Source organism: Nonomuraea sp. B19D2 (assembly GCF_040137845.1).
Taxonomy (GTDB): domain Bacteria; phylum Actinomycetota; class Actinomycetes; order Streptosporangiales; family Streptosporangiaceae; genus Nonomuraea.
Map to the genome: position 1 here is coordinate 45,637 of NZ_JBEFAK010000019.1, position 19,557 is coordinate 65,193.

The following is a 19,557-nucleotide window of genomic DNA, read 5'->3' on the forward strand; positions in this document are numbered from 1 at the left end:
GGTCACTCGGCGCGGAGGGCGATGACGGGGTCCAGTCTGCCCGCCCTCCGCGCCGGGGCCACACCGAAGAACACCCCGACCGCCGCCGACACCCCGAACGCCAGCACGATCGACCACCACGTGATCGACGCGGGCACCTCCGTGAACGCCTCGACGGCCACCGCACCGCCCACCCCGAGCGCGATCCCGACGAGCCCGCCGATCGTGGTCAGCAGCACCGCCTCGATGAGGAACTGGGCCAGGATGTCGCGCTGCCTGGCCCCCAGCGCCTCGCGCAGCCCGATCTCACGGGTGCGCTCGCGCACGCTGACCAGCATGATGTTCGACACGCCGACGCCGCCGACCAGCAGCGAGATGCCCGCGATGGCGGCCAGCACGCCGGTGAGCATGCCGAGCACGCTGCCGATCGTGCCGAGCAGCGCGGTCTGCGTGACCGCCGAGAACTGCTCGCCCGGATAGCGCGCCCGCAGCGCCGCCGTCACCCTCTCCGAGAGCGGGTCGATCTCGTCGGGCCCGGACGCGCCAACCGCGAGCCCGTTGATCCGCTCGATTCCGAGCAGCCGCTGAGCCGTCGTCACCGGGATGTGGATCTCCTGGTCGCGCGAGAGCCCGAACGTCTGCCCGACCTCGGCGTACACGCCCACCACCCGGAACCTGGCCCCGGCCACCGTCACCTGCCGCCCGATCGGGTCCAGGTCGCCGAACAGCCGGTCGGCCACCTGCGATCCCAGCACCGCCACCCTGCGCCGGGTGTCCACGTCGGTCTCGCTCAGCGGGCGCCCCTTGCCCAGGGGACGGTCGAAGATGTTGACGAGGTTCTGGTCGGTGCCGATCACCGTGACGAACGCCTCGACCCTGCCGACGCGTACGGTCTCGCCCGACCTCAGCCGGAGGCGAGCTGGCGCCCCCGGTCGCGGGCGGCCTCGATGGCGGCCAGGAACGCGGCACGCACGCTGTGCCGCTCCAGCTCGGCGATGGCGGCGATCGTCGTGCCGCCCGGCGAGGTGACGGCCTCGCGCAGGATCACCGGGTGCTCGCCGGAGTCGCGCAGCATCACGGCGGCCCCGACGATGGACTGGATGACCATGTCGAGCGCGGCGGCGCGCGGCATGCCGAGCAGGATGCCCGCGTCGACCATGGCCTCGACCAGGTAGAAGAAGTAGGCCGGGCCGCTGCCGGAGAGCGCGGTGGCGGCGTCCTGCTGGGACTCGGGGATGCGCAGCACCTTGCCGACCGGGCTGAGCAGACCCTCGGTGAGCTCGAGGTGCTCCTCGCCCGCGTGCGCGCCCGCCGAGATCACGCTCATCGCCTCGTCGAACCTGATCGGCGTGTTGGACATCACCCGCACCACGGGCACGTCCACGCCGAGCCGCTGCTCCACGAACGCCGTCGTGATGCCGGCCGCGGCCGTGATCACCAGGCGGTCCGCGGGCACGTAGGGGGCGATCTCGGCCAGCAGCGTGGCCATGTCCTGCGGCTTGACGGCCAGGATGAGCGTGTCGGCGGCCTTGGCGGCCTCGGAGTTGGAGACGGTGCGCACGCCGTACGTCTCGCGCAGCGCCTGCGCCCGCTCGGCCCTGCGGGTGGTCACCATGATGTCGCCCGGCTTGAGCCCGGCGCGCAGCAGCCCGGACAGCAGGGCCTCGCCCATCTTTCCCGTGCCCAGAATCGCAATCACGCCAGCAGCCTATCGTCGCGACACCAGTGACCTGAGGAAGAAGGCCAGGTTACGGGGGCGCTCGGCCAGGCGGCGCATGAGGTAGGCGTACCAGTCGGAGCCGTAGGGGACGTAGACGCGCATCCTCGCGCCCTGGCCCGCCAGGCGGAGCTGCTCGTCGGGGCGCACGCCGTACAGCATCTGGTGCTCGTATCCGGTCGCGTCGCGGCCCTCGAGCACGGCCAGCGTGGAGGCGATGCGCACCATCCTGGGGTCGTGGGTGGCGACCATGGGGTACGCGGTGCCCGCCATCAGGACCCTCAGGCACCGTACGAACGAGCGGTCGATGTCGGCCGGCCTGGTGTAGGCCCCAGGCGCGGTGTACGCGCCCTTGCACAGGCGCACGCGGGCCCCGCCGAGGCTCTCACAGCGCTCCAGCGCGTCCGGCAGGTACGCCTGCACCACCACGCCCACGTCGGGATGCCGCCTGCGCAGGGCGGCGTGCACGGAGTGCAGCCCGGGGATCGTGTCGTGCTCCTCGGCGTCGAGCGTCACCGTGACGTCCCTGGCCGCGGCGGCCCGGCAGATCGCGGCGGCGTGGTCGAGCGCGAGCCCCTCCGACAGCCGCAGCCCGAGCGCGGTGAGCTTGACCGACACGTCGGCGCCCGCGGGCAGCAGCCCGAGCAGCCGCAGGTATTCGGTGACCGCCGCCTCGGCCTGCGCCTGCTCCGTCACCTCCTCGCCGAGATGGTCTACGGTGACGAGCAGCCCCTTGCGGGTCAGCTCCCCGATCACGGCGGCGACGTCGTCCGCGACATAGCGCCTGACCACGTCGGCGGTCAGCCGCGAGGTGGAGATGACGCGCTCGGCGCGTTCGCTCTTGGAGATCCCGAGCAGAGCCTGACGGAGCACGCGAACCACACTAACTTCCGACAGATGAACCGGGGACCCGCTCCATCCGTCGAATAGGTATGCGTGCAATGACAGCGACTGCCCTGGCCGGATGTCTCGTGCTCGCGACGAGCTGTGGTGCGGCCCCGACCGCCGAGCGGGCCGGCTCCACGGTCCCGCAACAGCCACCCGTCGTGGCGAACCCGGTCACCACCTCTCCCACGAAGGGGCCCGAGCCGACCAAACCGACCGGCGACGCCATCAACGTCCACAAGGTCCGCTGGACCAAGGCCAAGCCGGTGTCCAAGGGCAGGAAGATCCAGCTCACCTGGTGGTCGGGCGTCGCCCCGTGCACGGTCCTCGACCGGGTGAAGGTCAAGGAGACGGCCAAGCGCGTCACGATCACCCTGTACGAGGGCACCTCGCCCAAGGCCAGGAACGTGTCGTGCATCATGATCGCGATCGAGAAGACCACGACGGTCAAGCTCAAGAACCCGCTCGGCAAGCGGAAGATCGTGGACGGCGCAAAATAGCGTGTCCAACAACGGACACCCCTGGTGACAACTGATCGATTTGGCGCGATACATCGATCAGGCACCGAGGGCGCGGGGGCGTCGAGGGTGACGCTGCGCATCACTGGGGGTTCCGTTGAGACGGCTGAGCCGCGCCTTGTCCTCGATCCTGCTCATCTGCGCCGGCCTGGTGGCCCTGGCCGGCCCGAGCGCCCAGGCCCTGCCCGCGGCGTTCCAGAAACAGACCGTGTTAAGCGGGCTGAACCATCCGGCGAACATCGAGTTCGCCTCGGACGGGCGCGTGTTCGTGGCGGAGAAGAGCGGGCTGATCAAGGTCTTCGACTCGCTCACGGACACGACGCCGTCGACGTACGCGGACCTGCGCACCAAGGTGCACAACTTCTGGGACCGCGGCCTGCTCGGGCTGGCCCTGCACCCGAACTTCCCCGCCGACCCGCGCATCTACGTCCTGTACGCCCACGACGCCGTGCCCGGCGGGACGGCGCCGCGCTGGGGCACGGCGGGAGGCACCGACGACCCCTGCCCCACGCCGCCCGGCGCGACCGGCGACGGCTGCCTCATCACCGGGCGCCTGTCGGTGATCTCCCCGACCGGCGCCGAGACCCCGCTGATCACCGACTGGTGCCAGCAGCACCCCAGCCACTCCGTCGGCGACCTGCAGTTCGGCCCCGACGGCATGCTGTACGCCACCGGCGGCGACGGCGCCAGCTTCAACTTCGCCGACTACGGCCAGGACAACCTGACCAGCTCCGACGTGACCCCCGACAACCCGTGCGGCGACCCGCCGGCACAGGTCGGCACCGCGCTGACGCCGCCCGGCGCGGAGGGCGGCGCGCTGCGCTCGCAGGACGTGCGGACCAGCGCAGACCCGGCCGGCCTCGACGGAACCTTGATCCGGATAAATCCGGACACGGGGGCGGCCGCCGCCGGCAACCCGAACGCCGGCAGCACCGACCCCAACGCCGCCAGGATCGTCGCGAACGGCCTGCGCAACCCGTTCCGCATCACCAACAGGCCGGGCACGCAGGAGATCTGGCTCGGCGAGGTCGGCTGGAACACGTTCGAGGAGATCAACAGGGTCGCCGCCCCGACCTCGGGCGTGTCGAACTTCGGCTGGCCCTGCTACGAGGGCACCGGCAGGCAGGGCGGCTACGACAACCTCAACCTCACCCTGTGCGAGAACCTCTACGCGCAGGGCGCCTCGGCGCACGCCCAGCCGTACTACGCCTGGAACCACAACTCCCGCCCCGCCCCGAACGACCCGTGCCCGTCGGGCGGCTCGTCGTCCAGCGGTGTGGCGTTCTACAACGGCGGCGCGTACCCGGACGCGTACGACGGCGCGCTGTTCTTCTCCGACTTCAGCCGCCAGTGCGTGTGGGTGATGACCAAGGGCGCGAACGGCCTGCCCGACCCGGCTACCATCCAGAACTTCGACTCCGGCATGCCCGCGGTGGAGCTGGAGATCGGCCCGGGCGGCGACCTGTTCGCGGTGGACTACGAGCACGGCACGATCGTCCGCTACATCTACGACAACACCCCGCCCACGGCCGTGATCAACCCGAGCGCCACGTCCGGCAACGCGCCGCTGGCCGTGACGTTCTCCGGCGCCTCGTCCACGGACGCCGACCGCGACCCCCTCACGTACGCCTGGGACCTCGACGGCGACGGTGAGCTGGACGACTCCACCTCGGCCACCCCGTCGTTCACCTACGCGCAGGGCGGCTCGTACGTCGTGCGGCTGCGGGTCGGCGACGGCCGGGGCGGCCAGGGCGACGCCTCGGTCACGGTCAACGTGAACAACACCCCGCCCACCGCCACGATCAACTCCCCCACCGCCGCGACGACCTGGGCCGTGGGCCAGACGATCAACTTCTCCGGCACGGGCACGGACGCCCAGGACGGCACGGTCCCGGGCACGCGCATGAAGTGGACCCTGATCCTGCAGCACTGCCCGAGCACGTGCCACGAGCACGAGATCACCACGTTCACGGGCGCGAGCGGCTCCTTCCAGGCGCCTGACCACGACTACCCGTCACATCTGGAGCTCCGCCTGACGGTGACGGACGCCCAGGGCCTGACGGACACCAAGAGCGTGGTGCTGCAGCCGCGCACGGTGAACCTGACGTTCCAGTCCTCGCCGCCGGGCCTGCAGGTGGGGTTCAACAGCGAGCAGACGACCACGCCGTTCACGCGTACGGTCATCGCCGGGTCGGGGAACTCGATCTCGGCCCCGTCGCCGCAGACCTCGTCGGGCCAGAGCTACTCGTTCGGCTCCTGGTCGGACGGGGGCGCGGCCAGTCACAACGTCGCGGCGCCCGCGACGGCGACCACGTACACGGCGGCCTTCACGCAGACACCGGCCGATACGGGCCTGGTGGCCGGGTACGGCATGAACGAGGGCGCCGGCATCACGGTCGGCGACGCTTCGGGCAAGTCGAACACCGGCACCCTGTCCGGCCCGACCTGGAGCAACTCCGGCAAGTACGGCAAGGCGCTGTCGTTCAACGGCACCGACGCCTACGTCAACGTTCCTGACTCCAGCACCCTCCGCCTGACCACCGGCATGACCCTGGAGGCGTGGCTCAACCCCGCCACGGGCACCGGCTACCGCACCGCCCTGATCAAGCAGCACGCCAGCGGCATCGCCTACGCCCTGTGGGCCAACGCCGACAACAACCGCCCTTACACCGAGATCGTCACCGGCACCGACCAGGGCCTCCTTGGCACGGCGAGCCTGCCGGTCAACACCTGGACCCACCTGACGGCCACCTACGACGGCACCACCCTGCGCCTCTACACCAACGGCACCCAAGTCGCCTCCAAAGCCGTCACCGGCAGCATCCGCGCCGACGCCCAACCCCTGCGCATCGGCGGCAGCAGCCTCTGGGGCGAGTACTTCAACGGCCTCATCGACGACGTCCGCGTCTACAACCGCGCACTCACCGCCGCCGAGATCCAGAACGACATGAACACCCCGGTCGGCCCGGCCGGCCCGCCCGACACGCAGCCGCCGACGGCGCCGGGCTCGCTCACCGCGACCGGCGGCCAGGGCAGCGCCCAGCTCTCCTGGACGGCCTCGACCGACAACGTGGGCGTCGTCGGCTACAACGTCCACCGCGCCACCACGGCGGGCTTCACCCCGTCGGGAGCCAACCAGGTCGGCTCGACGACCGGCACCTCGTTCACGGACTCGGGCGTGCCCGCGGGCACGTACCACTACAAGGTGATCGCCTTCGACGCGGCCAACCTGTCGGGCCCGGCCTCGAACGAGGCCACGGCCGCCGTCACCGCGCCGCCGCCGAACACGGGTCTCGTGGCGGCGTACGGGATGAACGAGGGCACCGGCGCCACCGTCGCCGACTCCTCCGGCAAGTCGAACACCGGCACCCTGTCCAATGCGACCTGGAGCAACTCCGGCAAGTACGGCAAGGCGCTCTCCTTCAACGGCACCGACGCCTACGTCAACATCCCCGACTCGACGACACTGCGCCTGACCACCGGCATGACCCTCGAAGCCTGGCTCAACCCCGCCACGGGCACCGGCTACCGCACTGCCCTGATCAAACAGCACGCCAGCGGCATCGCCTACGCCCTGTGGGCCAACGCCGACGACAACCGCCCTTACACCGAAATCGTCACGAGTAGCGACCAGGGCCTCCTTGGCACCGCGAGTCTCCCGTTGAACACGTGGACCCACGTGACGGCCACCTACGACGGCACCACCCTGCGCCTCTACACCAACGGCACCCAAGTCGCCTCCAAAGCCGTCACCGGCAGCATCCGCGGCGACACCCAACCCCTGCGCATCGGCGGCAGCAGCCTCTGGGGCGAGTACTTCAACGGCCTCATCGACGACGTCCGCGTCTACAACCGCGCACTCACTGCCGCCGAGATCCAGAACGACATGAACGCGCCCGTCAGTTGACGGCCATCACCCACGTGGACCCCGGCGCGTGCCCACCGTGCCGGGGTCCGCTCTGCGCCAGGAACCTTCCTGGGAGTCGCCTCCGTTAGAGGGAATGCCTGCGCGCTCACGAGGGTTGAGTCGAGTAGGCTCAAGTCGTTTGACAAAGCCGACTGGCATTCGTAGCTTGAGTCCAGCAGACTCAACTTTGACTACAAGGACGTACTCATGGCACGTGCGGTAGGTATCGACCTGGGGACGACCAACTCCGTCGTCTCGATCCTCGAGGGCGGTGAGCCCACCGTCATCGCCAACGCGCAGGGCTCGCGGACCACGCCGTCCGTGGTCGCCTTCGCGAAGAACGGCGAGGTTCTCGTCGGTGAGGTGGCCAAGCGGCAGGCCGTCACCAATGTGGACCGCACGATCCGCTCAGTCAAGCGGGAGATGGGCACCAACTGGTCCCAGGAGATCGACGGCAAGAAGTTCTCGCCCCAGCAGATCAGCGCCTTCGTCCTGCAGAAGCTCAAGCAGGACGCGGAGGCCTACCTCGGCGAGAAGATCACCGACGCGGTGGTCACGGTCCCGGCCTACTTCAACGACGCCCAGCGCCAGGCCACCAAGGAGGCCGGCACGGTGGCGGGTCTCAACGTGCTCCGCATCATCAACGAGCCGACCGCGGCGGCCCTCGCCTACGGGCTCGACAAGGAGCAGGACCAGACCATCCTGGTCTTCGACCTCGGTGGCGGCACCTTCGACGTGTCGCTGCTCGACGTCGGCCAGGAGGACGGCCACGGCTTCGTCGAGGTCAAGGCCACCTCCGGTGACAACCACCTCGGTGGTGACGACTGGGACCAGCGCATCGTCGACGAGCTCGTCAAGCGCTTCCAGAACGCGCACGGCGTCGACCTGTCCAAGGACAAGATGGCGCTCCAGCGCCTGCGCGAGGCGGCCGAGAAGGCCAAGATCGAGCTGTCCAGCCAGTCCGAGACCAACATCAACCTGCCCTACATCACGGCCTCGTCCGAGGGCCCGCTGCACCTCGACGAGAAGCTGACCCGCTCCGAGTTCCAGCGGCTGACGGCCGACCTGCTCGAGCGGACGAAGGGCCCGTTCCACCAGGTCATCAAGGACGCCGGCATCAAGGTCTCCGACATCGCCCACGTGGTGCTCGTCGGCGGCTCGACCCGTATGCCCGCCGTGACCGAGCTCGTCCGCGAGCTGACCGGCGGCAAGGAGCCCAACAAGGGCGTCAACCCGGACGAGGTCGTCGCCATCGGCGCCGCCCTGCAGGCCGGTGTGCTCAAGGGTGAGGTCAAGGACGTCCTGCTGCTCGACGTGACCCCGCTGTCGCTGGGCATCGAGACCAAGGGCGGCATCTTCACCAAGATCATCGAGCGCAACACGACGATCCCGACCAAGCGCTCCGAGGTCTTCACCACGGCCGAGGACAACCAGCCGTCGGTGCAGATCCAGGTCTTCCAGGGCGAGCGCGAGATCGCCTCGTACAACAAGAAGCTGGCGACCTTCGAGCTGACCGGCATCGCGCCGGCTCCGCGCGGCATCCCGCAGATCGAGGTCACCTTCGACATCGACGCCAACGGCATCGTCAACGTCTCCGCCAAGGACCTGGGCACGGGCAAGGAGCAGACGATGACGATCACCGGCGGCTCCGCGCTGCCGAAGGACGACATCGAGCGCATGATGCGCGAGGCCGAGTCGTACGCCGAGGAGGACAAGAAGCGCCGCGAGGAGGCCGAGGTCCGCAACAACGCGGACGGTCTGGCCTACCAGACGGAGAAGTTCCTCCGCGAGAACGACGACAAGGTCCCCGGCGAGATCAAGACCGAGGTCAACGACGCCCTGTCCGAGCTGAAGAAGGCTCTGGAGGGCACCGACACCGACGTCATCCGCACCTCGGCGGAGAAGCTCGCCACCGTCAGCCAGAAGATGGGTTCGGCGATCTACGCCGCGAGCCAGGGCCAGCAGGCCGGTGACCAGGGCGCTCCGCAGGACGCCGCCGCCGGTGACGGCCAGAAGGCCGACGAGGACGTGGTCGAGGCCGAGATCGTCGACGACGAGCCGAAGAAGGACAAGTGATGCCGCCGCGTGAAAACGGGCAAGAGCAGCCGGTGATCCGCGACAACCGCAAGATCGACCCGGAGACGGGGCAGGTCAGGGATGCCGCCGTCGCCGACCAGGTGGCCGAGCAGCCGCCTGCGGCGGCGGCCGGCCCCGACGGCGAGCTGGCGGCCCAGCTCGCCGAGCGGACCGCAGACCTGCAGCGGCTCCAGGCCGAATACGTGAACTATCGCAAGCGGGTCGAGCGCGACCGCGTCGCGGTTCGCGAGCAGGCCGTCGCCGGGACACTGACAGAGCTGCTGCCCGTGCTCGACGACATCGGCAGGGCCCGCGACCACGGCGAGCTGACCGGGGGCTTCGCGAAGGTGGCGGAGTCGCTGGAGTCGGCGCTCACCAAGCTGGGCCTCAGCTCCTTCGGACAGAAGGGCGAGCCGTTCGACCCGACCGTCCACGAGGCGCTGATGCACAGCTACTCGCCGGACGTGACCGAGCCGACCGCGATCGAGGTGCTGCAGCCTGGATACCGGTTGGGTGACAGGGTGCTGCGTCCGGCGCGGGTGGCCGTCGCGGAGCCCGGGGACGCCACTCCCGCGTCCAATGACGACGACGAAAACTGACACGAGGACGAAGGGCCGTAGATGAGCACCAAGGACTACCTGGAGAAGGACTACTACGCCGTCCTTGGTGTGCCCAAGACCGCCACCGCCGAAGAGATCAAGAAGGCATATCGGAAGCTGGCCAGGCAGTACCACCCCGACAGCAACCAGGGCGACCCGTCCAAGGAGGCCAAGTTCAAGGAGGTCTCCGAGGCGTACGACGTCCTGTCCGACACCAAGCGCCGCAAGGAGTACGACGAGGCGCGCACGTTGTTCGGGTCCGGGGTGGGCGGCCAGCGCCCCGGTGGTGGCGGTTTCTCGTTCGACTTCGGTGACCTGTTCGGCGGCACCGGGCAGAGCACGGGCGGCGGTGCGGGCGAGCGGCTCGGCGACCTGTTCGGCGGGCTGTTCAACCGTGGGGGCGGCGCCGGCCGCACCACCACCACGTCCAGGCCGAGGCGCGGCCAGGACATCGAGTCCGAGGTCACGCTGACGTTCACCGAAGCGGCTGAGGGCACCACGGTGTCGCTCAGGCTGACCAGCTCTGCCGCCTGCGCCGCGTGCACCGGCACCGGCGCCAGGGCGGGCACGACCCCCAGGGTCTGCCCCACCTGCGACGGCACCGGCGCAGCCAGCCGAAACCTGGGTAATTTCGCCTTCTCCGAGCCCTGCCGCGACTGCAAGGGCCGCGGGCTGATCGTGGACGACCCCTGCCCCGTGTGCGAGGGCAGCGGCCGGGCCAAGAGCACCCGTACCATCCAGGCCCGCATCCCCGCCGGCGTGGCCGACGGCCAGCGGGTCAAGCTCAAGGCCAAGGGGGCGCCGGGTGAGAACGGCGGCCCCGCGGGAGACCTCTACATCCTGACGCACGTCAAACCACACGCCGTCTTCGGCAGGTCGGGCGACAACCTGACGATCACCGTTCCGGTGACGTTCACGGAGGCCGCGCTCGGCGCTGAGATCAAGGTGCCGATCCTCAAGGGCATGCCGGTCACGCTGCGCATCCCCGCGGGCACGCCCAACGGGCGCACGTTCCGCGTGCGCGGCAGGGGCGCCACCCGCAAAGACGGCACCAAGGGCGACCTGCTCGCCACCGTCGAGGTCGTGGTGCCGAAGACGCTCGACGACAAGTCACGGGAGCTCCTCAGCGAGTTCAACACGGCGACCGCGGGTGAGGACCCGCGCGCTGAGCTAATACAGCGAGCCAGAAGCGAGTAGCCGATGGACGCCAACTACTTCGACCTGTCAGACGACACACCGGTCTATGTGATCTCGGTGGCCGCGCAGCTGTCGGGGCTGCACCCGCAGACCCTGCGCCAGTACGACCGGCTGGGCCTGGTCAGTCCTGGCCGGACGGCCGGGCGCGGCCGCCTCTACTCCACGAGAGACATCATCCAGCTCCGCGAGGTGCAGCGGCTCTCCCAGGAGGAGGGCATCAACCTCGCGGGCATCAAGCGGATCCTCGAGCTCGAGAACGAAGCTCTGCGGCTGCGTGAGGAGGTTCACCGCCTGCGCGCCGAGATGCGCATGGTCAGAGCGCTGATCCGCTACGAGCTGCCACCGGGGGCCTAGAAAGAATGGACTACAAGCTCACCCAGAAGAGCCAGGAAGCGCTCTCGGGTGCCATGCGGCGTGCCGCCGCGGAGGGCAACCCGGAGATCTCTCCGGCTCACCTGCTGACCACGTTGCTCTCGCAGACGGGCGGCACCGCCGTGCCCCTGCTGGAGGCCGTCGGCGCCGACTGGCGCACGCTGCGGGCCAGGGCGGAGGAGCTGCTCGCGGCGCTGCCCAAGGCGCAGGGCGCGACGGTGGGGGCGCCCTCCAGCTCCCGCCAGCTCCTCACGGTGATGAACACCGCCGCCCAGCACGCCAACCGGCTCGAAGACCTCTACGTCTCGACCGAGCACCTGTTGGTCGGCCTGGCCGCCGACGGCGGCCAGGTGGCCGAGCTGCTCAAGTCGCAGGGCGCGACGCCGCAGGCGCTGCTCGACGCGTTCGAGAAGGTACGCGGCCACGCCCGCGTCACCAGCGAGACCCCTGAAGACACCTACCAGGCGCTGCAGAAGTACGGCGTCGACCTGACCGAGCGGGCCCGCTCCGGCCAGCTCGACCCGGTCATCGGCCGCGACTCCGAGATCCGCCGCGTCGTCCAGGTGCTCAGCCGGCGCACCAAGAACAACCCCGTGCTCATCGGCGAGCCCGGCGTCGGCAAGACCGCGGTGGTCGAGGGCCTGGCCCAGCGCATCGTGGCCGGCGACGTGCCCGAGTCGCTGCGCAACAAGCGGCTGATCTCGCTCGATCTGGGCGCGATGGTGGCCGGCGCGAAATACCGCGGCGAGTTCGAGGAACGGCTCAAGGCCGTGCTCTCCGAGATCAAGGAGAGCAACGGGCAGATCGTGACGTTCATCGACGAGCTGCACACCGTCGTCGGCGCGGGCGCCGCCGAGGGCGCGATGGACGCGGGCAACATGCTCAAGCCGATGCTGGCCCGCGGCGAGCTGCGCATGATCGGCGCGACCACGCTCGACGAATACCGCGAGCGCATCGAGAAGGACCCCGCGCTCGAGCGGCGCTTCCAGCAGGTCTACGTGGGCGAGCCCACGGTCGAGGACACCATCGCGATCCTGCGCGGGCTGAAGAGCCGCTACGAGGCCCACCACCAGGTGCAGATCGCCGACAGCGCGCTGGTGGCCGCCGCCGCGCTGTCCGACCGCTACATCACCAGCCGCTTCCTCCCCGACAAGGCCATCGACCTGGTCGACGAGGCCGCCTCGCGGCTGCGCATGGAGATCGACTCCCGTCCCGTGGAGATCGACCAGCTCCAGCGCAGCGTCGACCGGCTCAAGATGGAGGAGCTGGCTCTGTCCAAGGAGACCGACGAAGCCTCCGTCCAGCGGCTCGAACGCCTCCGCCAGGAGCTGGCCGACCGCCAGGAGGAGCTCAACGCCCTCGTCGGCCGCTGGGAGCACGAGAAGGCCGGGCTCAACAAGGTCGGCGAGCTGAAGAAGCAGCTCGACGAGGCGCGCGGCGCCGCCGAGCGGGCGCAGCGCGACGGCGACTTCGAGAGCGCGTCCAGGCTCATGTACGCCGAGGTGCCCAGGCTGGAGCAGGCGCTGAAGGTCGCCTCCGACGCCGCGCCGCCGGACAACGCCATGGTCAAGGAGGAGGTGGGCGCCGACGACATCGCCGAGGTGATCTCGTCCTGGACCGGCATCCCCGCCGGGCGCCTCCTGGAGGCCGAGACGGCCAAGCTGCTGCGCATGGAGCAGGAGCTGGGCAAGCGGCTGATCGGGCAGCAGCAGGCCGTACAGGCCGTTTCCGACGCCGTACGCCGGAGCCGGGCCGGCATCGCCGACATCGACCGGCCGACGGGCTCGTTCCTCTTCCTCGGGCCCACGGGCGTGGGCAAGACCGAGCTGGCCAAGGCGCTGGCGGAGTTCCTGTTCGACGAAGAACGGGCGATGACCCGGATCGACATGAGCGAATACTCCGAGAAGCACAGCGTGGCCAGGCTCGTCGGCGCGCCTCCCGGCTACGTCGGCTACGAGGAGGGCGGCCAGCTCACCGAGGCCGTCAGGCGGCGCCCGTACACCGTCGTGCTGCTGGACGAGGTGGAGAAGGCCCACCCCGAGGTCTTCGACATCCTCCTCCAGGTGCTCGACGACGGGCGGCTGACCGACGGGCAGGGACGCACGGTCGACTTCCGCAACACGATCCTGATCCTCACCTCCAACATCGGGTCGCAGTTCCTCATCGACCCCAAGCTGGAGAACGGCGCCAAGCGCGAGGCCGTCATGACGGCGGTGCGGAACTCGTTCAAGCCGGAGTTCCTCAACCGGCTCGACGAGGTGATCCTCTTCGACGCGCTGGGCACGGAGGAGCTGGCGCAGATCGTCGACCTGCAGGTCGAGCGGCTGGCGCGGCGCCTGGCCGACCGCCGGCTGACGCTGGAGGTCACGGCCGCGGCCCGCGAGTGGCTGGCGTTGACGGGCTACGACCCGCTGTACGGCGCCCGCCCGCTGCGCCGCTTGGTCCAGTCGGCCATCGGCGACAAGCTCGCCAAGGCGGTGCTGTCGGGGGAGGTCGTGGACGGCGACAAGGTCAAGGTCGAGCTCGGGGACGACGAGCTCCTCATCCAGCGCGCCTGACCACGCATCGGGAGCCCGGGGATCCGCGCGGTCTCCGGGCTCCCGGCATGTCATGGCTCGGTCATTCCTGCTGGTCTTCGGTAAGGTCCGGCCCACTCTTCGGACAAGCCGCACTCTCGCGGCCGGATGTGTGACTACGTTCAGCGTTCGTCAGATCACCGAACTCGATCAGGGGACCTGAAGTGTCATCTCAGAAGATCCGGAGCATCATCGCGGTGGCGACGCTGGCCGCGGGCGTCACCTGGCTCGCCGCGGCCCCCTCGGCGGCGGACTCCTGCAAGGGCCTTTCGCACCAGGCGACCTCGTACTGCGGTAAGAGCGCTGTGGATGACGGCGGGCTCGGCAGCGACCGGATGGTCACCGACGAGAGCGACAAGCTGGCCATGGCGGCCGGCGCGATGGCCGCGCAGCTCGGCCTGACCGGGCTCGCGACCGCGCGCGAGGCGCTGGGCGCGGCCGACATGGGCGGGGTGGCGGCGACCTGGGGCATGCCCTCCCCTGCGCTGCTCCCCAAGCTCCCCGGAACGGTGGACATGCAGGATCTGTCGACCATGGCCCGGGTCCCCGCGCTGCCCGCCCTCCCCCAGGTGCCGCCGAGGCCGCTGGAGGCCAAGCTGCCCGAGATCTCGCTCGGGGACTCCCCCTACCGCAACCGAGTCGCGGGCTCCGGCATTCAGCCGCAGACGGATCTGGGGAAGCCGGTGGAGGAGGTCAGGGCCGAGGTGGTCGACGTCCTGCTGCCCAAGACGGTGCAGAGCCTCAACGACGCCTCGGTGCTGGCGGGCGGCGAGACCACGGTGGCGGGTTTCTCCGGGGTGGTGCCGGAGCTGGGGCTGCGCTGAGCCACCTTGTCCGGGCGCGGACCGTGCCTGCCGCGCCCGGCATTCCCTAACCGAAGAGGCCGCGGCCACCCGCGGCCGCGGCCTCTTCGCCGCGCCGCCGCCGCACGCGGACGGCCACCGCCCGGGTGGCGAGCCGCTGTGAGAGCGGGCCGCCACGAGACGGGCCCTCAGGTCAGAGGGACCGTCTCGTTGGCGGCCGCGCCTGGTCAGGAGCCGGACGGGTCAGGAACCGGGACCCGGGCGGGTCAGTGGACGAGCTCGTCCAGTTCGTCCTCAGGGAGCCCGAGGTCGACCCGGATGCGGTAGCGGGTGCGTAGGACCGCCACCTGCTCGGGATCGTTCTCGTCGCATCCCAGGACCGCCTGGGTGGCCCAGTCGAGCCCTCCCTGGAGGTCCCCGTAGGCGACCAGCGTCTCGGCGATCGTGTGAGCGGTCGCCGTGGAGACGCCGCCCTCCGCGCGTATCGTCTCGATGACCTCCCTCGCCTCATTGGGCCTGTCCAGCTCGAAGAGCGTGTCTGCGATGCCGGCACGCGGGTCGAAGCCCGCCTCGCCGCCGTCCTCGACCGCGAGCTGGAAACACTCCATAGCGCGCGCCGGCTGGCCTGCCGCTCGCCACTCCTCGGCGGCGAGGACCAGGATGGACGCCCGGGAGACGTCGCCGGACGAGTAGCCGAGCGCGACGTCGTATAGCCGACTGGCCAGGGAACTGTGGTCGTCGGCCAGTAGGGCCTGCTCAAGCAGACGATCAAGGTGCTCTCGGGTCACATGCGCCACACCGCGAGACTACCGAGCCGCCCGGCCCTTTGCCCGGTCAATGCGTATCGCCGGTCAGTCACAAATTCGGTAACCCCACGTCCATTACTGCTCACGATGTGCGTGTCTATGCAGGTGGCAGGGCATATACGACTCGCTTTGCTGCTACGCGAGCAAGGGGGCTGTGATGGGCATGTCCAAGCAGATGACCTTCACACTGGCCTGTGTCGTCGTGTTGTCGGCCCTTGTTCCCGGTGTGGCGGGCTATCTGTCGGCCCGCCTGGAGGCCATCGAAGCAGCCGAGCGCAACCTGCAGGCCCTGGAGGCCCGGCTGCATACCCGCGAGGCACGAGACACGCGCCCCGTCTCGTTCCCCGGGCCATGCCTGCGTACGCCGGCCACCCCGCGGTTCCAGCAGGTGCCCGCGTCCGCACTCGGCGAGTACCGGAGGCACTTGCCGGAGTGGCTGGCCGGGCTGCTCAGGGAAGTCGGGGACTTCGAGCGGGATTAGCCAGCGACCAGGCTTTCAGCTGCCGGGACAGGAAGCCTCGGATCAGCTTTTTCGCCGCTTCGATGATCTCCGTTGAGCCGTCGGGATCGCGGCGGAAGGCCAGCTTGAGCACGGCGTCGCCCGCCTCGACCGCCACCAGCACGGCCAGGTCCAGCTCCGGGCTGTCGGCCAGCCCGAACTCCTTCAGCAACAGCCCGCGCAGCCGACCCGCGATCACCGTGTTGTTGTCGGAGTCGGAGTCGAGCAGGTTGAGGTCCACGACGTCGCCGAAGCGGAGGCTCCTGAAGCCTGGAACGGTCCTGTGCATGTCGACGTACTCGTCGATGATCGCGTCGATGGCCTCCCACCAGCCGCGATATTCCTCCGCCAGGAACCGGCGGTCCACCCTGCGGACGAACTCCTCGACGTTGCGCCGGGTGAGCTCCTGGGTGATGGCCCTCTTGTCAGGGAAGAACTGGTAGATCGACCCGATCGCCACGCCGGCCCGCTCGGCTATGCGGGTGGTGGACAGCGCGTCGTATCCGATCTCGTCGAGCAGCTGCGCGCACGCGTCGAGCATCCGCTCCACGCGCCGGGCGCTGCGGCGCTGCGCCGGCTGCCGCCTGAGTGCTTTGGGCTGGGCGCAATCATCATCTATTTGCGGCGAGGACACGGATTCATCTTCTCCCGTGTGGACGATCCTTACCTCCCGATTCCTCGATTTCTCATGATCCCGCTCCATCGCGCGAGCCCGCGCATCGCCGCCGGCGAAATCCGGGATAGGACATATCCGATTTTCCCTTCCAGGTTGACCGGAACAACCGCTTGATTTCTGTGTACGGCCCGCAGAATGTGGGCGGCCACCCGCTCGGCCGGATACCCGCGCCGCGCCAGCCCCCGCACGGCCGCCTCGCGCACGTCCGGACCCACGTACGTGGCGTTGCTCGCGATCGGCGTGGAGACGAACCCCGGACAGATGACGCTGACCCCGATCCCGCGCCCGGCCAGCTCGGCCCTGAGGCAGTCGCTGAGCATCTTCACGGCCGCCTTGGAGACCGAGTACGCGGGCAACAGCCGCGACGGCGCGAACGCGGCCAGAGAGGCGACGTTGACGATGTGCCCACCCTTGCCACGCTCGACCATGGCGGCGCCGAACAGCCGGCACCCGTGGATGACACCCCACAGATTGACGTCGATGGTCCTGCGCCAGTCGTCCACCGCATGATCAAGAAATGGCCCGGCGACGGCGATCCCCGCATTGTTCACCACAATGTCCGGCACGCCATATTCGGAGATGATATTTCGCGAAAAATCTCCCATTTGATCGCTGTTGGAGACGTCGACCTGCGCCGCGTGCCCCGTACCCCCGAGGTCCTTGGCGACGGCGCCGGCAGCCCGCGCCGCGGCGTCGGCGTCGATGTCCGCACACACCACCTCGGCCCCGTGGGCCGCGAACGCCCGCGCGGTCGCCAGCCCGATCCCGGACCCTGCCCCCGTGACGACCACCAGCCGCCCCTCGAAGGCCGCACCTGACTCAACCCGCCGCATCGCGACCTCCTATTGGACGTCTAGTCCAGCAGCATAGATCGATCAGGGGCGCGCGGCCAGCCTGGCGCAGGTGCGCAGCGCCTTCCAGTCCGTGATGGCCTGCGTCCGCGCGGGTCCCGTCATCGGGATGGGAATGCCGCCCTGGATGGTGGCCGGGGTCCAGCTGTCCTTCAGCACCTTCCGCCCGTTGATGGTCAGCGTCAGCACGCCGGTCCTGCCGGTGGTGCCAGGGGTGGAGTTGTAGAAGACGAAGTTGCCCATGCCGTAGTTGACGTACGCCTTGCCGAGATATCCGGACCCGAGCAGGATGTGCGCGTGTCCGCCGACCACCACGTCGGCGCCCGCCTGGACCAGCTTGGGGGCCAGCGAGAGCTGTGCCGGGTTCGGGCACTTCTGCATCTCGGTGCCCCAGTGCAGGTGGACGATCACGGTGTCCGAGTTCTTGCGTGCCTGCCGTACCGCCCGCAGCAGGCTGACCTCGTCCTTGGCCGAGGCGAGCCCGCCCTTGTCCGCGGTGGCCGTCCACGACTGGATGAACTCCGCGTCGAGCACCTGAGTGGCCCCGATGATCGCCACCCGGTTCCCGTTCACGATCTTGCGGAACGGCTTGTACGCCTGCGCCGCGTCCTTCCCAATCCCCACCACCGGGAACCTGCTGCGCCTGATGGCCGCCAGCGAGTCAGCCAGCCCGGTCTCCATGTAGTCCATGCCGTGGTTGTTGGCCATGGACACGACATCGACCCCGGCGGCCTTCAACGCGCCGAACGCGGTCGGCGGCGCCCTGAACGTGAACTGCTTCCCCGGCGCGGGCGTCCCCCCTGTGGTGATCGCCGTCTCGAGGTTCACCATCGATAAGTCGGCCTTGCGCAGCACGCCGGCGATCGGCCCGAGCGCCGTGGCCGGACTCGACAGCCGCGCCCGCAACATTCCCTCGAAGTGCACGTCCCCGCCGAAGGAGATCGTGTACGGCCGCCGCTCCCGCGTCGGCTTGGCCGACGGCGACGCCGCCGCCTGGTGGTCCACCTGTTTGCTCTGCGGCTCCTTCTCGGGTGCCGAGGAGCAGGCCGCCAGCGACACGGCGACAGCGAACAACGGGAGGGCACGGGGGAATCTCATCTGCCGCCACTTCCGCTCGAATCCTGTCATTCCGGGATCGAGCATGCCATGAAGGGCGGATCACCGCGCAGGCGGTTACTTATCCATCAATCTACGCATTGCATCACAAGTCCGGTCGTCCATCGGCGTGTAGACGATCAGCCGGACCTCGGGGACGGCCGTCAGGCTGGTGGTGCTGAAGCGCAGCTCCCCCACCTCCACGTGCTTGAACGCCTTCTCCCTCGGCCCGGGCTCGGCCACGTCCTGCCTGGCCCACAGGCGAGCGAACTCCGCGCTCTCCGCGCTGAGCCGGCGTACGAAGTCCTGCCAGCACGGGTCGTCCGCGTGGCGGCTGTACGCGCCCCTGAAGACCGCCACAGCCCGGGCCAGCTCCGGGTCGCGGTTGAGCAGCAAGGTCGTGGGATCGGGATTGAGGCACGTGTACCAGAGCGAGTTGCGCTCGCCCTGGGGCGCGTCGACCAGCTCAGGGAACAGGGCGGCGTAGGCGGCGTTCCAGGCCAGGGCGTCGCACCGGCTGTTGGCCACGACGGCGGGCATGTCGCCGAGCCGGTCGAGGATCTGCTGCATCTCGGGCGTCACGTGCCCCGTGTCGCCGCCGGCCGTCTCCGCGTGCCCCGCCAGCCGGTAGAGGTGCTGCCGTTCGGCGCTGTCGAGCCGTAGCGTGCGGGCGACGGCGTCCAGCACCTGGGTGCTGGCGTTGATCGGGCGGCCCTGCTCCAGCCACGTGTACCAGGTCACGCCCACGCCCGCGAGCTGGGCGACCTCCTCGCGCCGGAGACCGGGAGTCCGCCTGCGCGGGCCGGGCGCGAGGTCGACCATCTCCGGGGTGATCCGCTCGCGACGAGTACGCAGGAACGCCGACAGATCGGTGCGCCTTGCTTCTGTCACGCTCATACCTCCACACTATGGAGCGAGCGGCAGATCTTATCCAGTTACCGCCAGTACCAGTATAAATGGGCTCTCGTTACTGGTACTGAATTCCCGGCAGACTCCTCCAC

The 19,557-nt window shown here is 69.6% G+C and carries 16 protein-coding genes and 1 pseudogene; 9 read left to right on the forward strand and 8 right to left on the reverse strand.

Annotated features, from left to right (window positions below; translation table 11 throughout):
• Nucleotides 1-2: 2 nt before the first annotated feature.
• Genes ABN273_RS31020 through ABN273_RS31030 form a run of 3 tightly spaced genes read right to left on the reverse strand, consistent with a single transcriptional unit; the run spans nt 3 to nt 2,569 of the window.
• Entirely contained in the window at nt 3-836 is an 834-nt protein-coding gene (locus ABN273_RS31020; protein WP_502911157.1) for an ABC transporter permease, read from the reverse strand.
• Nucleotides 837-883: 47 nt separating this feature from the next.
• A complete protein-coding gene (proC, locus tag ABN273_RS31025) occupies nt 884-1,678 on the reverse strand; it encodes a pyrroline-5-carboxylate reductase (protein ID WP_349452602.1) in 795 nt (264 codons plus the stop codon).
• A 9-nt stretch (nt 1,679-1,687) separates the two neighbouring features.
• The gene (locus ABN273_RS31030) at nt 1,688-2,569 is read right to left on the reverse strand and encodes a proline dehydrogenase family protein (protein ID WP_349452603.1); all 882 of its coding nucleotides are present in this window, start codon (nt 2,567-2,569) and stop codon (nt 1,688-1,690) included.
• Nucleotides 2,570-2,637: 68 nt separating this feature from the next.
• On the opposite strand from ABN273_RS31030, the gene ABN273_RS31035 reads away from it, so the two are divergent.
• The 8 genes and pseudogenes from ABN273_RS31035 (at nt 2,638) to ABN273_RS31070 (ending at nt 14,650) form a co-directional block, all read left to right on the forward strand.
• The gene (locus ABN273_RS31035) at nt 2,638-3,081 is read left to right on the forward strand and encodes a hypothetical protein (RefSeq protein WP_349452604.1); all 444 of its coding nucleotides are present in this window, start codon (nt 2,638-2,640) and stop codon (nt 3,079-3,081) included.
• 115 nt (nt 3,082-3,196) lie between these two features.
• Nucleotides 3,197-7,006 (forward strand): LamG-like jellyroll fold domain-containing protein, encoded by a 3,810-nt coding sequence (locus tag ABN273_RS31040; RefSeq protein ID WP_349452605.1) that lies wholly within the window; start codon nt 3,197-3,199, stop codon nt 7,004-7,006.
• Nucleotides 7,007-7,213: 207 nt separating this feature from the next.
• On the forward strand, nt 7,214-9,082 hold the full coding sequence (gene dnaK / locus ABN273_RS31045) for a molecular chaperone DnaK (protein WP_349452606.1): 1,869 nt from the start codon (nt 7,214-7,216) through the stop codon (nt 9,080-9,082).
• Complete coding sequence (gene grpE / locus ABN273_RS31050) at nt 9,082-9,681, forward strand: nucleotide exchange factor GrpE (RefSeq protein ID WP_349452607.1); 600 nt, start codon at nt 9,082-9,084, stop codon at nt 9,679-9,681. The genes dnaK and grpE overlap by 1 nt, the downstream gene beginning before the upstream one ends.
• 21 nt (nt 9,682-9,702) lie before the next feature.
• Complete coding sequence (gene dnaJ / locus ABN273_RS31055; protein WP_349452608.1) at nt 9,703-10,878, forward strand: molecular chaperone DnaJ; 1,176 nt, start codon at nt 9,703-9,705, stop codon at nt 10,876-10,878.
• A 3-nt stretch (nt 10,879-10,881) separates the two neighbouring features.
• Nucleotides 10,882-11,205, forward strand: a pseudogene (locus tag ABN273_RS31060) (heat shock protein transcriptional repressor HspR); the annotation flags it as partial.
• Nucleotides 11,206-11,237: 32 nt separating this feature from the next.
• A complete protein-coding gene (gene clpB / locus ABN273_RS31065) occupies nt 11,238-13,808 on the forward strand; it encodes an ATP-dependent chaperone ClpB (RefSeq protein WP_349452609.1) in 2,571 nt (856 codons plus the stop codon).
• A gap of 182 nt (nt 13,809-13,990) precedes the next feature.
• Nucleotides 13,991-14,650 carry a hypothetical protein gene (locus tag ABN273_RS31070; RefSeq protein WP_349452610.1) on the forward strand — a complete coding sequence of 220 codons (660 nt, stop codon included), beginning with the start codon at nt 13,991-13,993 and terminating at the stop codon, nt 14,648-14,650.
• 245 nt (nt 14,651-14,895) lie between these two features.
• Here the strand turns inward: ABN273_RS31070 and ABN273_RS31075 are convergent, their stop codons facing one another.
• Nucleotides 14,896-15,426 (reverse strand): hypothetical protein, encoded by a 531-nt coding sequence (locus ABN273_RS31075; RefSeq protein WP_349452611.1) that lies wholly within the window; start codon nt 15,424-15,426, stop codon nt 14,896-14,898.
• 166 nt (nt 15,427-15,592) lie between these two features.
• Here ABN273_RS31075 and ABN273_RS31080 point away from each other — a divergent pair, with 166 nt between their 5' ends.
• A complete protein-coding gene (locus tag ABN273_RS31080) occupies nt 15,593-15,916 on the forward strand; it encodes a hypothetical protein (RefSeq protein WP_349452612.1) in 324 nt (107 codons plus the stop codon).
• Here the strand turns inward: ABN273_RS31080 and ABN273_RS31085 are convergent.
• The 4 genes from ABN273_RS31085 to ABN273_RS31100 form a co-directional block, all read right to left on the reverse strand.
• Complete coding sequence (locus ABN273_RS31085; RefSeq protein ID WP_349452613.1) at nt 15,885-16,568, reverse strand: TetR/AcrR family transcriptional regulator; 684 nt, start codon at nt 16,566-16,568, stop codon at nt 15,885-15,887. The genes ABN273_RS31080 and ABN273_RS31085 overlap by 32 nt on opposite strands.
• Nucleotides 16,569-16,597: 29 nt before the next feature.
• Nucleotides 16,598-17,443, reverse strand: a complete 846-nt coding sequence (locus ABN273_RS31090) for an SDR family NAD(P)-dependent oxidoreductase (RefSeq protein ID WP_349452614.1) — start codon at nt 17,441-17,443, stop codon at nt 16,598-16,600.
• A gap of 42 nt (nt 17,444-17,485) precedes the next feature.
• A complete protein-coding gene (locus ABN273_RS31095) occupies nt 17,486-18,559 on the reverse strand; it encodes a CapA family protein (protein WP_349452615.1) in 1,074 nt (357 codons plus the stop codon).
• A gap of 75 nt (nt 18,560-18,634) precedes the next feature.
• Nucleotides 18,635-19,447, reverse strand: a complete 813-nt coding sequence (locus ABN273_RS31100; protein WP_349452616.1) for a helix-turn-helix transcriptional regulator — start codon at nt 19,445-19,447, stop codon at nt 18,635-18,637.
• Nucleotides 19,448-19,557 lie beyond the last annotated feature (110 nt).